The following is a 14,620-nucleotide window of genomic DNA, read 5'->3' on the forward strand; positions in this document are numbered from 1 at the left end:
GCCGTTTGGAAACAAAGTTTCCGAAAAGTCTGCTTCCTTCCGGGATCCTTATACGGCAATATCCATCTTCTCATCGGAATTATTATACCACGAGTTTTCCGTTTTTACTATAGTTTTATACCTTTATTTAACATTACTGTAAACCTTTGCTTATTCCAAGCTCACCCTTAACCGTAAATCTTTGTCATAATCCACCCGATGAGTATTGATATCGTAAATATTGATATCATAATAGCAGCGCGTCAGCGCTTACTAAAACGATAATAAAATAGTATACCCAATTACACCTTCTTTAATTTGGCAAACGAAGCAAACATCTTTTTCCGCCCGGCGCTTTCAAAATCCACGGTAACCTCATAATCCTTTCCGCCCTCGACAATGGCCGCCACCACGCCGCGTCCGAATTTGATATGCTGCACCGTATCGCCCACGCCATAATCCAGCCCTTCCGATTTTTTAACCGTGAACTGCCGGGGCTCGAACGCCTTTGATTTAAATGCCGTTTTTGCCGCGGCGTAAGCCGCATTTTTCTGTGCTTCCTTGAGCTTGTCCGTTTTATGTCCGGCGGATTCCATCAATAACGACGGCACTTCCTTAATAAATCTGGATACCGGATTATACTGCACCTCGCCCCGCACCAATCTTTGTCTGGCGCACGTCAGGTACAGCTTCTTCATGGCCCGGGTCATCCCCACGTAACAGAGCCTGCGCTCCTCCTCGATCTCCTTCTCCGGGTCATCCGAATGAAGGGACATATAACTGGGGAACAGCCCTTCCTCCATCCCGGTCAGATACACATTGGGAAATTCAAGCCCCTTCGCGCTATGTAAAGTCATCAACACCACATAATTGCTGCCTTCCTCCAAGCTGTCGATATCCGCCACCAGGGCCACTTCCTCCAGAAATCCGCTGAGAGTCGGCGACTCCGCGCTCTCCTCATAAGTAACCACCTTATTGACCAGCTCTTCGATATTCTCGATCCGTCCCTGGGCCTCTTCCGTATCCTCCGCCACCAGATCCCGGACATAACCCGTCTCATCGATGATCTCTTTCAGCAGTTCCGACACAGACAAAAACGGAAGCTTGCTGCGAAGCGTCTGGATAAATAATACAAATGGCTTCACTTTGGACGCGCTTCTGCTAAGCGCCGGAATCTCATCCGCCAGCTTAAGCGCGTCGTAAAAGCTCATCTCATGCTCGTCCGCATAATCCTGGATGCGTCCCAGCGTAGTCGCGCCGATCCCCCGTTTCGGGACATTGATGATCCGCCGTACCGCCAAGTCATCCAATGCGTTGTCGATCGTCTTCAGATAAGCCAGCAGATCCTTGATTTCCTTTCTGGCATAGAAGTTCACGCCGCCCACCAGCTTATAGGGAATCCCGGCAAATACCAGCTTCTCTTCAAACACACGGGACTGGGCGTTCGTCCGGTACAGCACAGCGCAGTCACTGTACTCCCCTTCCCCCTCCCGCACCTTGGAAGCGATATCTCCCACTACGAACTCCGCTTCCTCAAAGCTGGTCTGGAACTGGTGAAAGAGGATCGGCGTGCCCTCTTCATTCTCGGTCCACAGGGTTTTCGCCTTACGGCCCGTATTGTTTCGGATCACTTCATTGGCCGCGTTCAATATATTCTGGGTAGAGCGGTAATTTTGCTCCAACTTGATTACCTTCGTGTCGGCAAACGCCTTTTCAAAGTTCAGTATATTTTCAATATTCGCTCCCCGGAACTTGTAAATGGACTGGTCGTCATCGCCGACGACACACAGATTGTGATACTTGCGGGCCAGCAGATGTATCAGTTGGAACTGAGCCCCGTTGGTATCCTGGTACTCATCCACCATCAGGTACCGGAACCGCTCATGATAATAGTCCAGCACATCCGGACAAGTCTGGAACAGCTCCACCGTCTTCATAATCAGATCGTCAAAATCTAACGCGTTGTTGCTTTGCAGCTGCCTTTGATATTCTTTATAAGCCTCCGCGATCTTTTTCTTACCAAAATCCCCCAGCACGTTCAGCTCGAATTCCATCGGATTGACCAGCTCATTTTTCGCCGACGATATTGCGGCCAGCAGGGAACGTTCCTTATAAATCTTCGTATCGATATTTAATTTCCTGCATACTTCCTTCATCAGGCTCTTCTGGTCATCCGAATCATAGATGGTAAAACTGGTTCCGTATCCGATCCGGTCTATATAGCGGCGCAGGATGCGCACACACAAAGAATGGAAGGTGCTCACCCAGACACTGTCCGCCCCGAATCCCACCAGCTGATCCACCCGCTCTCTCATCTCGCCCGCGGCCTTGTTGGTAAAGGTAATGGCCAGGATGTTCCAGGGATTGACATGCTGTTCCTCGATCAGGTACGCGATCCGGTGGGTCAAAACTCTCGTCTTCCCTGAACCGGCCCCGGCCAGGATTAGAAGCGGTCCCTCCGTATGGAAAACCGCCTCTCTTTGCTGCTCATTTAATGTATCATAAATACTCATATTGTACCGCCTGTCGTTCTCATTTTTTCATTTCGTATCTAATCAAACCAGCTTCTGGCCGCAGTTCGGGCAGAAATTCGCGCCGTTCGTCTTCGTTCCGCAGTTCGGGCAGAAATTCGGGGCCGCGCTATTTGAAGGCTGGCCAGGATTGGCCTGCTGGCCTTGCTGGGTATTTCCCTGCCCGGACCCGTACTGGCCCATCTGGTTCACCATCTGCTGTCCCATCATCATGCCCATCTGCAGCCCCACCATATCGGACGCCGGACTTGATCCGTTCTTCCCATTCGCCATGGCATCCACCATGCCCATCTGGGTATAGCGGTTCATATCGCCGACCATGCTCTGGGACGCCGCCTTCTCCGCCATCTTCTGCACCTGCTCCGGGTAGGAGAAGCTGGAAATAGCGAATCCGGTGATGCCGATGCCGATCTTCTGCATTTCCATATCCAGATCCTCACAGATTCCTCTGGAAATATCAAACGCGTTGGCCTGAAGATTGAACATATCCTTGCCTTCCCGCACGATCCACTTCATCAGTACCTGATCCAGCATGGAGATCACCCGCTCTTTGACCTCGTCAATCGTAAACATAACCTTCACTCCGGCTATCTTCTCGATCAGCACCAGCGCGTCCGCCACCTTGCAGTTAAAAGTGCCAAAAGCCCGGATCGGCATGCCGCCGGGCAATCCCGGAGCCGGTATATTGATCGCGTTCTTCGTACCCCATTTTACGGTAATTTCCTTCGTGTTGATAAATAAAACCTCGGCCCGCATACCGCTGTTGAACCCAAAGCGGAAGCCTTTCAGCGTGGACAGAAACGGAACGATCTGGGTCTCCACATCAAAGCTGCCCTCGTCCTCGAACACGCCCTCCACTTTACCATTAAACATGAAAATGGCATCCTGGCCCTGGCGGATGATCAGTTTACTGCCCTTCTTGATCTCATCGTTTTTCCATTTACAAAACAGGACGTCGTCCCGGTATTCTTCCCATTCAACTACATTCGATAACTGATTGCTAAATAATCCCATTTGTTTATCCTCCCAATGGACTTTGAAAAGGATGTCCCGCATAGACATCCTTTCGTTTGAACGCTGTGATTCCATTTACAACCCAAGCTTTGTCTTCAGCGCCGCCATCTCATCGTCAACGGCCGGATCTGAGGAAGAAGGGCTGTCGTATTTACTCATAAGATCGTCTATATCGTTTTCTGCAGAGCTCTCATTTAATTCCGCCATCGCGTTGGCTTCATCCAACATCCGGTTTGCTTTCGCTTCCATCCTTCCGAACGCGGATAGCGTATCGGAAGCCTTGTTGGCGCTGGCGCCCAGTTCATTTAATTTCTGCTGTGTCCTGGCCACTTTCATTTTCGCCTTGATCGCGTCTCTTCTGGCGTTCAGATCATTGATGTCCGTGACCAGCTTGTCATGCATATTGCGCATTTTCGCCGCGTTGTCAGCCGCCATCCGGTAACTCTGCTCCAGCGTGTTCTGTTTTTCTGTCAGGGATGCCTTCTTGGCCAGGAAAGTCCTGGCGTCATTCTCATTGCCGGCGATCAGGGCTTTTTCCGCGTAGCTCTGCATTTTGGCGGCTTCCGCTTTGCATTCATCCAGTTCTCTGGCGGCGCGTTTCTCCTCCGCCATCACTGCGGCGGTCTCGGCTTTCACCTTGCCCAGATCGCTCTGCGCCTCCCGCAGATACTGATCGATCATCTTCTCCGGATCCTCCGCTTTATCTAATAACGCATTGATATTCGCAGACATGATGTCCGTGAACCGTTTTAAAATTCCTGCCATATCATTATCCTCCTTATGCGGTGTGTAAGAATTATATTTTCTCAATTATAATACAAAACCCTCCACATGTCACGGTAATAAAACAAAAAATAGATTCCGCTTCGCGGATGCCGGCGCAAGCCCTCCGTACTCACAGCCAGGAAAAATAAAACAAAATCTGACTTTTACTTGCCATCTAGTTTTCAATACTATATAATGTGTCTTGTAGAGTTGTATTAAGCCGATATAAACACGGTACAGGAGGACAATATGACAATTGATACGAATGATATGCTGAACAGTATTCTGGAGAGCTTGTCACGTATAAGTTATATAAAATTAGAAGACATACCCAATATTGATCTGTACATGGATCAGGTAACTACTTTCATGAACAGTCACCTGGCCTCATCCAAGCGAAACCCCGATGATAAGATCCTGACCAAGACCATGATCAATAATTATGCGAAGAATCAGCTGCTGCCCCCTCCGGAGAAAAAGAAATACTCCAAAGAGCACCAGCTGCTGCTGATTTTCATTTACTACTTCAAAAATATACTGTCGATCCAGGATATCCAGGATCTGTTATTTCCCATCACCCGCGACTTTTTCCATCCGGGTAAGGATTCCGGCGATTACGACATCAAATCCATTTATCAGGAAGTATTCAGCCTGGAAAAGGGCCAGATCGAATTCCTGAAACAGGATATCATTGATAAATTCAAACATGCACAGGAAACTTTCCCTGAAGCGGAAGCGACAGACCAGGAATTCCTCAGAACCTTCTCCTTTGTCTGCATGCTGAGCTTTGATGTCTATGTCAAAAAGATGATTATTGAGAAATTAATCGATTCTCTTCCGAAGGAAAATGGAAAAGACAAAAAATAGTGATCTAATTATGTGAGAAGGTCTAAAAAACAGCGGAAAGTGAAACTCCTATGACACGCGTCATAAGGTAATTCACTTCCCGCTGTTTTCTATTCCGGATGTTGTGGCGGTTCTGCATGAGATCCCGCTTCCTTTTTCAGGATAACATCTTTTACTCTTCTTCCATTCTCTCAAAAACCATGTCATATCCATCGTTTCCGTAGTTCAGCGAACGGTTCACACGGCTGATGGTAGCGGTTGACGCCCCGGTCTTTTCCGCGATTTCCAGATAAGTCTTGTGATCCCGGAGCATTTTGGCTACTTCAAAACGCTGGGATAATGACAACAGCTCATTGACTGTGCAGACATCCTCAAAGAACGTATAGCATTCTTCTTTGTCTTTCAAGCTTAAGATCGCTTCAAATAAATGGTCAACGGCTTCAGTTCTGATCTTTTTACTCATGACCGCATATGCTCCTTTACAAATAGTCCTCATCTGTTATTTTAGCACAGTGAAATTTTAAAGTCCAGAAGGTTCATACAAATATTTCCACTTTTTAAAAGCGCAGGCGGTTTGTCATGAGTCCGTTACCTGTTCTTATACTTATTCGCAAATTCCTTAAGAGCCTCGACCGACCGGTTCAACACCAGTTCTTCCGGAAAATCCATCTCCTTAAACAGCGCTTCGGCAAAACTGTGGTTGCCTACGTCGTTGTCAAAGTGGGCGTCGCTTCCGACCACCACAGGCACGTTGTACCGTCTGCAGTATTTCAGCATTTCCGCATCGAATTCTTTGGCATCCACTCTGGAGTTTCCGGGGCGCAGGGAGCTTTCGTTGACCTCCAGCGCCACATGGCGTTCCCGGGCGGCCCGTACCAACGCCTCGTAGTCCAAGGGATAACGGCGGTCGTCGGGATGGCCGATGATATCGATGCAGGGATTTTTCATTGCGTTTATGTAAGCCGCCGTATTTTCTTCACGGGTTCCCGGAGCGGCGCAGGGAGTATGAAGACTGGCGATATTTAAGTCCATCTTGCGCAGCAGGCGGTCTTCCATGTCTACGCGGCCGTTATAGTCCAGGATATTCAGCTCTACCCCGAATAAGATTTCCACACCGTACAGTTCCCGGTCTACCACCCGGATATTGCTGAAATAAAACTCGTGGCAGCTGCCCGGCATCATGGGGCCGTGTTCTGTGATCCCCAGCAGCTCCAGGCCTTTTTCCGAGGCCGCTTTCGCCATCTCCCGGATTGTGCAGTACGCATGGCCGCTGGCCACGGTGTGGGTATGAGTGTCTAATACGAAATTCATGTTATTTCCTTCTTTCCTGATTGCCCTTGAACGATGGTTATTCCGCCCTGGAACGGCGGGCGCGCAGATGTTCTTTGAACCGCTCTGCCGACCCGTTTAGGACCAGCGTTTCCGGGAACCGAAGCTCCCGAAGCAGCGCCAGCGCGTAGCTGTTATTTCCCACATCGTCACGGCAGTGGGCGTCGCTGCCGATCGCGATCGGAACTTGGTAACGGATGCAGAGCTTTAACATCTCTTTGTCATTATCCCAGGCGTCTTTTCTGGAGCTGTCCGGGCGAAGGGAACTCTCGTTAAGCTCCAGCAGTACGCCGCAGTCCTTTGCCGCCTGTACGATGGCCTCGTAATCGACCGGATAGCGGCCGTCATCGGGATGGCCGATAATGTCCACATAGGGATTTTGCATGGCGCAGAGGTAAGCCTGGGTATTCTCCTGTCTGGAGCCGGGCGCGATGCAGGGGGTATGGAGGCTGGCGATATTCAGATCCAGTTCCCGCAGGGTCTGCTCCGACAGGTCCACCCGCCCGGAGGCGTCCAGAATATTCAGTTCCGCCCCAAGCAGTAGCTCGACGCCGCATACGTTCCGGCCGGCCATCTTTAAGCTGTTAAAATAATATTCTTTACAGACGCCCGGAGATTTTGGACCGTGCTCCGTGATGCCAAGCAGCCGGATTCCCCGTTCGGCGGCTGTGGCGGCCATTTCCCGTATGGTGTTCCTGGCATGGCCGCTGGCCAGTGTATGGGTATGAGTATCCAATTCGAAATTCACGATTGTTTCCTCTTTTCTGAATCGATCCTTGATAAACCGTGCTACGAATAAAACTTTAGCCGACTTTTTACATTCTGTCAAATAAATTCGCACATTTTCTGTCCTTCGCTAATATAATATACTGTTCAAAATTTAGGAGGAAGCATATGAAAAAGAAATGGTTGTATCTGTTACTTGCCGCCGTTTTGCTGGTGACTTCATTGGCCGGCTGCGGTTCAAAATCCGACAAAGGCGGCGGAGGGCTTACAAAAGTCACGCTGAACGAAGTTGCCCACTCGATCTTTTACGCTCCGATGTATGTGGCCATCGAAGAGGGTTATTTTAAAGACGAGGGCATCGACCTGGATCTGGTCTGCGGTTTTGGAGCCGACAAAACCATGACCGCCGTGATCTCCGGCGAAGCGGATATCGGCTTCATGGGATCGGAATCTTCCATCTACGTGTATAATCAGGGCAGTGAAGATTACATGGTTAATTTCGCCCAGCTCACACAGCGGGCCGGGAATTTCCTGGTAGCCAGACAGCCCATGGAGAACTTTTCCTGGAATGATATCAAGGGCAAAAATGTTCTTGGCGGAAGAAAAGGCGGTATGCCCGAGATGGTCTTCGAGTATATTCTGAAAAAGAATGGAATCAATCCGGCCGCGGATCTGAACATTGACCAGAGCATCGACTTTGGTTCCACCGGCGCGGCCTTCTCCGGCGGCCAGGGCGACTTTACCGTGGAATTCGAGCCTTCCGCGACACTGTTAGAGCAGCAGGGGGACGGCTATGTCGTAACCTCTCTCGGCGTGGACAGCGGCTACGTTCCCTACACCGCCTACAGCGCGAGACAAAGCTATATCGAACAGAATCCGGAAATCATTCAAAGCTTCACAAATGCGCTCCAGAAAGGGATGGATTTCGTACAGTCCCACACCCCGGAGGAGATCGCCAAAGTGATCGCTCCCCAGTTTGAAGATACGGATCTGGAGACCATAACCACCATCGTCAACCGGTACTACAGCCAGGATACCTGGAAAGCGGATCTTATTTTCCAGGAAGACAGCTTCACCCTGCTGCAAAACATCCTGGAAGAGGCCGGCGAACTGTCCCAGCGGGTACCCTACGCCGATCTGGTTACCACGGAATTCGCTGAGAACGCGGTCAAATAAAACGATATCATTCCTTGATAAGATCTGAGAAACGGTGCATAACAGATACGATAAACAAAGGTTTCTAACCCGTCGGGAAGGAGCAGAGACGCTTGATCAAAGCGTCCCTGCTCTTATTGATTCCATACTCCGTCCCGCTCATTTAGTCCGGTCATTTGAGGGCATGTCATTTAGACTGCGGCCAGATTACAACCCGATAGACAGGACCGGCCGCCTATGATAAAATCAGGATAGCAAACAGCTTCGGGCCGATGCTGCCCGAAGCGTATATATCCTTTGTCTGAGAAGGCGTATTCGATGGAGCGGAATTTTTAATTATGGGAGGAGCGTCATTTATGAAAAAATTAGGAATACTTGGTGGAATGGGACCGGAATCCACTCTGCTTTATTACAAAGAAATTGCTGCCGCATACAAGCGGAAAGATAAAAACGGAAATTTCCCCGCTCTTACGATAGAAATCGTCAATATGTATGAAATGTTAGGATACTGCAAGGCGCAGCAATATGATAAATTAGCGGAATATTTGCTGCAGGGAATTTATAATCTTGAAAAGGCAGGCGTTGATTTTGCAGTGCTAGCTTCTAATACCCCGCATGTTGTCTTTGATGTGCTCGAAGAAAAGGCGCATATACCGCTTCTTAACATAGTAGAACCTACTTATCAGGCAATGAAAGAAGCCGGAATTAAAAAAACAGCGTGGCTGGGCACGGGATTTACGATGGAACAAGCATGTTTTAAAAAACCTTTTGTGCAGAACGGCATATACGTGGCAGTTCCGAATGAAACAGAAAGAGCGTTGATAGATAAGGTAATTGCGGAAGAACTGGAATTTGGCATTGTAAATGAACCTTCGAAAAAAGCAATTGACGGTATCATTCAACGTCTCATAGATGAGGAGGAGATCGAAGCTGTTATTATGGGATGTACCGAACTACCGTTAATGTATTCAAACGAAAAATTGCCAATTCCTGTGTTTGATACTTTAAAATATCATATTAAAGGAATCGTGGATTACATGTTTAAGGAATAAAAAAGGAGACCTCCCAATTGAGTAAAACGAAATGGCGTATTCTGTATCTATCCCTGTTTTTACTGCTATTTATGACGGAGTTGTTGATCGCCGTATTGATCCACGATGAATTCGTACGTCCTTATCTGGGTGATGTTTTGGTGGTCCTCGTGATTTACTGCTTAGTCCGGATTTTTGAACCAATCCGATGGCGCCTTTTACCCATCTTCATTTTTCTGTTTTCGGCCGTTGTTGAATTTTCCCAATACTTTGATCTGGCACAGCTATTCGGTTTAGCCAGGTATAAGATCCTTCGGATCATACTGGGATCAGTTTTTGATTGGAAAGATATTGGCTGCTATGCCGTTGGCTGTATCATATTGGGTATGTATGAATTGTTCCTATACCCGCATCTGTCGGGGAAGAAACAACCTAAATTTTAATCCTGAATATTTACAATACCTCTGCACCGCGGAAATCTTGAGCAGCCATAAAATTCTTTCCCCGCGTTAACCCCTTTCGCTGCAGTCCTGCGCACCATAGGGGCTCCGCATCTGGGACACAGGATTTGTCCCGTTGCTTCGGTATCGGTATTCGTCTTTTCCGTAACCTTTTCTACTTCGTCTGCGAATACCGCTCTTTGCTCCTCTATTTTCTCTTCCGCTTCTTGTTCGTTTTCTTTCATCTCCATAATCTGTTTTTTAAATTTTTCCACAAAATCCGGCTGTTCTCTATGACTATTCAGAAAAAACTCCGCCAGAGAGATCATGTCCTTCTCAAACAATCTTCCGCATTCTTTTCTGAATTTACCATTTTAATATATGAAACCAGCCGGTCTGCTGGGATGACTTTATTTTTAATTTCCTTTTTTGCGTATTTATCATTTAAAATAGTCTTTGAATTGGCGATTACAATAACCGAACGATAATTTACATCAAAATTTTTATCTAAAAATGTTTTGGTCAATATATTTCCCTTTTCCGCCATACGGAGTTGTTTAATCAGGGCCAGATGCCGTTCGTTCTGCGTTATAGGCGAATACATCTTTTCACTGTAATTCCTGCCGCGGTAGGTCATGTGCCGGATAAAGTCACCATGGTTATTGATTTCTATATTCCCATAAAGATTTTTACACTCAATAACAAAATTGCGACGCCGGGTAATCACAAGAAAATCAATCTGCGCGCTCAAGCCCTCATATTCCAAATACAAATCATGCAGGACATACATAGGAATATGACTGTTCTTTAGTTCAAACAGAATTTGCTTCTCCCCGGCAATCCCTGCCCTCTGATTCCTGATTTCCTTCTCAATTTTCGGCACCATACCAGCCGGGGCCTGCGGCAGCAGTTCTTCTAAAGTCGCCAGCTGTATTTCCGCTATACTGTCCTCTTTCAAAAAAACCGGTCCTTTGACTTTATCAAATAATCCCAAAACAATCCCCTCATTTCTTACTGTTATGCTTCTATCATACCATAGCCTTTGGAAGGGATCAATTTTACTGTTATCGACTTAAATCGACAGCCAAATTATAAGATGTCTCAAATTATAAATGCTCCGGAAACCTCAAACAGCAGCCAGCCCCAGGTTTCCCTGCGGCCGGCTGCGATACAGACAATCATATATTATACAAATTATAGGTATTCAGGAACATTACAATCGAATCTCACATGGACCGTCTATGATCTTCGTCCAGATGACCGGTTCGTTTAAATCCTCAAACATAAAATAATACATAGCAGGACGGCAATAACCGTAGCAGGCTGAGTGCCATACCCCTTTTTTTACCACCAATACATCCCCCGGTTTTAATAATACACAGATCAAATCCTTTATATCCGGGGCATCGTCGGCTTTTCCTCCCGTGGCAGGCGCTAACGCCACCACAATATCATCTGACGCTGCTATCATAGCTTCTTCCGTCGTCAGGTGCCTCTCCATCTTTTCGACGGATACCGGAAGCTGTATAGACCTTACAAATCCAATCTTGCAGTTCCCCTCGACCGGAGGATCGGATGAAATGGTGGATTCCCACCCCACTCCGCTGTTCGCCGCCCGGTCCAGATGATATATTTTGCCTATCTGCGTTAAATCAGCTTTTGATATATCTATAATCTCTTTGCGCATTTTTCCTCCATACGTGCGTTTTCCCACACATACTATCTGCTGATCTTAGAAATCATAATCATCCACATTGTCTTTAGATATTACAATCAATCCGGTAAACGCGTTTGCTCCGTCAATGTTGATGGTCTTTCCATTCGGCATTTCCATTTCCCCTTCGATCTTGACTCCTTTATCCAGGCAATCCAACAGATACACGCCGGCATATCCAAGGGTCTCCGACTGCCAGGCCAATACCTTGTTGATCGTACCGTTTTTAATATAGTCACGGCACATGTTCGGCCAGCCGATTCCTGTAATCTTAACCTGTCCCGCTTCCAGCTCGCCGGCATTCACTGCCTGTTCCACCGCTTCCGCCGCGGAAGGGGCCTCACCGCCTGCGAAACCTACGATTCCTTTCAGATCCGGATAGGTCTTCAGCAGATTCTGTGCGTTTGTCAGAGATACCTGCATCTCGTCGTTGCTGGATACCGTAGCTACCAGTTCAATATCCGGATAGTCCGCCTCCAGTTTTGCCTTTGCGGCATCCATTTTTGCGATCTGGTTCTCCGCTCCAAGACCGGCTACCATAAACGCGATTTCCCCTTTGCCGCCGATATCTTCCGCAATGATATCGATCAGCTGTTCCGCCAGCTTCTGGTCCGTATCCGCGCCCACATAATACTGCCGTTCTGTGTCAGGAGCGTCGGAGTCAAACGTAATCACATTGATCCCCTGTGCACGGGCTCTTGAGAATACGGAAGCCACAGCCTTGGCGTCGTTGGGCGCCACCACCAGGCCTGTCGCCCCACGGGTCATCATGTCTTCGATCATATCGATCTGTTTTGCGGAGTTTACGTCGGTCGTACCGTTAAAGACAACCTCAGCCCCCACATCTGCTCCCGCTGCTTCCGCGCCTTTTTGTGCCAGATCCCAGTAGGCGTAGCCGATAGATTTTGGATTTACGAAATATAACGGTTTCTCACCACTTTCGCTGTCTTTGGAAGCCGTTTCCGAGGACTGCTCTTTCTCAGTCTCAGGAGCCGCCGGCTGTGCGGTTTCTTTGGAACCGCATGCCGCAGTTACCATTACTGTGGCCAGCAAAAGTGCTGTTATACTTAATATCTTTTTCATAATAAAAAACCTCCCTTTTTAATAAAGCCTTTTAGTGACTTAAACCTGCGCATACCTCTGAACACCTATAATCCTATAACCCGAATCAGTCTTTGACCTTTTTCCATTTGGCGGCTGTCAGTATCAGCAGCACGCCTAAAATAATTGATTGATACAATACAGATACACCGATAATATTGAGGCCGTTTCTTAGGATACCGATTACCAAAAGTCCCAGAAATGCTCCGGTGATATTCCCTTTCCCACCAAGGATGCTGATTCCTCCAATCAGTACAGAGGCCAGAACATCCAGGTCATAATTCTGCCCCAGGTTCGCTTCCGCGCTCCCCAGGCGGGCCAGCAGGAAAATACTGGCCAGTGCGATCAGCATCCCGTTCAGAATGAATAACCCCCACATAAACCGGTTTGTTTTAATCCCGCAGAACCTTGTCGACACTTCGTTATTCCCAATGGCGTATACCTTCACCCCGAAATTTGTCCGCTGCAGCAATATGGCCGCCGCTGCAAACAGGAGCGTCATTACCAGGAAGGATACCGGTATTCCCAACACATCCGCATAACCGAATTTGATAAATCCCTCTGAGAAACCATTCACCGGATTCCCCCGGTTGATGATATAGCACATGCCCCTGATTAATACCATAGAACCGATGGTGGATACGATTCCGGGTATATTCAGCACCGCCACAAAAAAGCCGTTAAACACACCGATCGCCGCCCCCACCAGGATGGTCAGCACAGCCGCCGCCCAGATCGGGATTCCGCCATTCATCATCATGCCAAACGCCATGGCGCAAAATCCCAGGGTGGAAGCCATTGACATGTCTATACTCCCGGCGATAATCAGGATCGCTGTCGGGATCGCGATAATTCCGATCTCCGCGATCTGTCTGCTAATATTTACGATATTCCCGATCTTCAGGAAATAGGGCGACTGAATCGAAAACCAGATGAGCTGCACCAGGATCAGAATAAGCATCAACAGTATACTTTTTAAACTGGAAGATAGTTTCCATTCTTTCCATTTACTCATGATATGGTAATCCTCCTCTGCCGTCTGATAATCTGAACCGCGTTAATCGCAAGCGCGATCAATATAACGGAACCCGTCACCGCGTCGATCCAGTACTCCGATACTTTGGAAAGTATCAGGCCGTTCTTTATCACCCCCAGCAGCACAACGCCCAGAAATGATCCCAGTACGGTGCCTTTCCCGCCGTTGATACTCAGTCCTCCGATCAGAGCCGCCGCCAGAATCTGAAATCCAAGGGAACTGCCCGTCGTGGACGCGCTGATGGTTCCGACCATGGAGGCATAGATCGTGCCGGCCAGTCCGATCGTGGCGCCGCATAAGATATAGGCAAACAGTTTGATTCTGACCACATTCAGTCCTGCCAACTCTGCTGCCGCGATATTTCCGCCGACTGCGTAGATCTTACGCCCGATATTCACATAACGGAAGAGTATGGCTGCCAGAGCCGTGACTGCCAGAAATATCAGAAATGGGATGGGAAGCCCGAAAACCCTGCCCTGTCCGATACCGTTAAAGGATTTGGGGAAACCGGTAATCCAGTCCCCGCCTGTCACGATAATGGCCAGGCCCCTTATGATATTCATAGATGCCAGAGTCGCGATAATCGGCGGAATTCTAAGTCTTGCCACCAAAAAACCGTTCAGAAGTCCGCAGCACATCCCAATCAGCACACTGCACAGAATCGTAACCACCAGAGGCATATCGCTATTTACAATCATTCCGGAACAGGCCGCGCACAGGGACAGGATTGATCCTGATGAGAGATCGATACCACCTAAGAAAACAACCATGGAAACTCCGATGGTACAGATTCCGTTGATGGCCACCTGGGAAAATATCAGCTGAATGTTGCTGGGAGAACTGAAATTATCCGAAATCACTGCGAATACAATCGATACTACAATGATAAATATAAAAATCATAAATTCCTGAGACTCTAAAATTTTATTTTTCTTCTTTATTTTATCTTCCAT

16 protein-coding genes are annotated in these 14,620 nt (G+C 48.0%); 4 read left to right on the plus strand and 12 right to left on the minus strand.

The features are described 5' to 3' along the window. Positions 1-281 precede the first annotated feature (281 nt). The 3 genes from pcrA to KTH89_RS15950 form a co-directional block, all read right to left on the minus strand. Positions 282-2,492, minus strand: coding sequence for a DNA helicase PcrA (pcrA, locus tag KTH89_RS15940; RefSeq protein ID WP_238722349.1), 2,211 nt, complete (start codon positions 2,490-2,492; stop codon positions 282-284). A gap of 42 nt (positions 2,493-2,534) precedes the next feature. Beyond that, positions 2,535-3,524 (minus strand): SPFH domain-containing protein, encoded by a 990-nt coding sequence (locus tag KTH89_RS15945; RefSeq protein WP_238722350.1) that lies wholly within the window; start codon positions 3,522-3,524, stop codon positions 2,535-2,537. A 75-nt stretch (positions 3,525-3,599) separates the two neighbouring features. Beyond that, positions 3,600-4,289 carry a PspA/IM30 family protein gene (locus KTH89_RS15950; RefSeq protein WP_238722351.1) on the minus strand — a complete coding sequence of 230 codons (690 nt, stop codon included), beginning with the start codon at positions 4,287-4,289 and terminating at the stop codon, positions 3,600-3,602. A 249-nt stretch (positions 4,290-4,538) separates the two neighbouring features. Between KTH89_RS15950 and KTH89_RS15955 the strand changes: the two genes are divergently transcribed. Next, positions 4,539-5,156, plus strand: a complete 618-nt coding sequence (locus KTH89_RS15955; RefSeq protein WP_238722352.1) for a DUF1836 domain-containing protein — start codon at positions 4,539-4,541, stop codon at positions 5,154-5,156. Between the two features lie 151 nt (positions 5,157-5,307). Here the strand turns inward: KTH89_RS15955 and KTH89_RS15960 are convergent, their stop codons facing one another. The 3 genes from KTH89_RS15960 to KTH89_RS15970 form a co-directional block, all read right to left on the minus strand. After that, a complete protein-coding gene (locus KTH89_RS15960; RefSeq protein WP_158344435.1) occupies positions 5,308-5,598 on the minus strand; it encodes a YerC/YecD family TrpR-related protein in 291 nt (96 codons plus the stop codon). Between the two features lie 125 nt (positions 5,599-5,723). Further along, a complete protein-coding gene (locus KTH89_RS15965) occupies positions 5,724-6,446 on the minus strand; it encodes a phosphatase (RefSeq protein ID WP_158344434.1) in 723 nt (240 codons plus the stop codon). Positions 6,447-6,483: 37 nt separating this feature from the next. After that, complete coding sequence (locus KTH89_RS15970) at positions 6,484-7,212, minus strand: phosphatase (protein WP_238722353.1); 729 nt, start codon at positions 7,210-7,212, stop codon at positions 6,484-6,486. Between the two features lie 146 nt (positions 7,213-7,358). On the opposite strand from KTH89_RS15970, the gene KTH89_RS15975 reads away from it, so the two are divergent. From KTH89_RS15975 to KTH89_RS15985, 3 genes are all read left to right on the plus strand, one after another. Then, entirely contained in the window at positions 7,359-8,366 is a 1,008-nt protein-coding gene (locus KTH89_RS15975) for an ABC transporter substrate-binding protein (protein WP_158344432.1), read from the plus strand. A gap of 335 nt (positions 8,367-8,701) precedes the next feature. Continuing rightward, positions 8,702-9,397: an aspartate/glutamate racemase family protein gene (locus KTH89_RS15980; protein WP_238722354.1), complete on the plus strand. Its 696-nt coding sequence runs from the start codon at positions 8,702-8,704 to the stop codon at positions 9,395-9,397. 17 nt (positions 9,398-9,414) lie between these two features. Continuing rightward, positions 9,415-9,819 carry a ribosomal maturation YjgA family protein gene (locus KTH89_RS15985; protein ID WP_238722355.1) on the plus strand — a complete coding sequence of 135 codons (405 nt, stop codon included), beginning with the start codon at positions 9,415-9,417 and terminating at the stop codon, positions 9,817-9,819. Here the strand turns inward: KTH89_RS15985 and KTH89_RS15990 are convergent. From KTH89_RS15990 to KTH89_RS16015, 6 genes are all read right to left on the minus strand, one after another. Next, positions 9,816-10,160 carry a topoisomerase DNA-binding C4 zinc finger domain-containing protein gene (locus KTH89_RS15990; protein WP_238722356.1) on the minus strand — a complete coding sequence of 115 codons (345 nt, stop codon included), beginning with the start codon at positions 10,158-10,160 and terminating at the stop codon, positions 9,816-9,818. The two genes, KTH89_RS15985 and KTH89_RS15990, sit on opposite strands and share 4 nt — an antisense overlap. Next, positions 10,142-10,810 carry a nuclease-related domain-containing protein gene (locus KTH89_RS15995; protein WP_238722357.1) on the minus strand — a complete coding sequence of 223 codons (669 nt, stop codon included), beginning with the start codon at positions 10,808-10,810 and terminating at the stop codon, positions 10,142-10,144. Before KTH89_RS15995 ends, KTH89_RS15990 begins: the two co-directional genes overlap by 19 nt. A 219-nt stretch (positions 10,811-11,029) precedes the next feature. After that, positions 11,030-11,503: an ureidoglycolate lyase gene (locus KTH89_RS16000; RefSeq protein WP_238722358.1), complete on the minus strand. Its 474-nt coding sequence runs from the start codon at positions 11,501-11,503 to the stop codon at positions 11,030-11,032. A 45-nt stretch (positions 11,504-11,548) separates the two neighbouring features. After that, entirely contained in the window at positions 11,549-12,613 is a 1,065-nt protein-coding gene (locus KTH89_RS16005) for an autoinducer 2 ABC transporter substrate-binding protein (RefSeq protein WP_238722359.1), read from the minus strand. An 85-nt stretch (positions 12,614-12,698) separates the two neighbouring features. Next, positions 12,699-13,646, minus strand: coding sequence for an ABC transporter permease (locus tag KTH89_RS16010; RefSeq protein WP_238722360.1), 948 nt, complete (start codon positions 13,644-13,646; stop codon positions 12,699-12,701). Further along, a complete protein-coding gene (locus KTH89_RS16015; RefSeq protein ID WP_238722361.1) occupies positions 13,643-14,620 on the minus strand; it encodes an ABC transporter permease in 978 nt (325 codons plus the stop codon). Before KTH89_RS16015 ends, KTH89_RS16010 begins: the two co-directional genes overlap by 4 nt.

Source organism: Diplocloster agilis, from assembly GCF_019042275.1.
GTDB lineage: Bacteria > Bacillota > Clostridia > Lachnospirales > Lachnospiraceae > Diplocloster > Diplocloster agilis.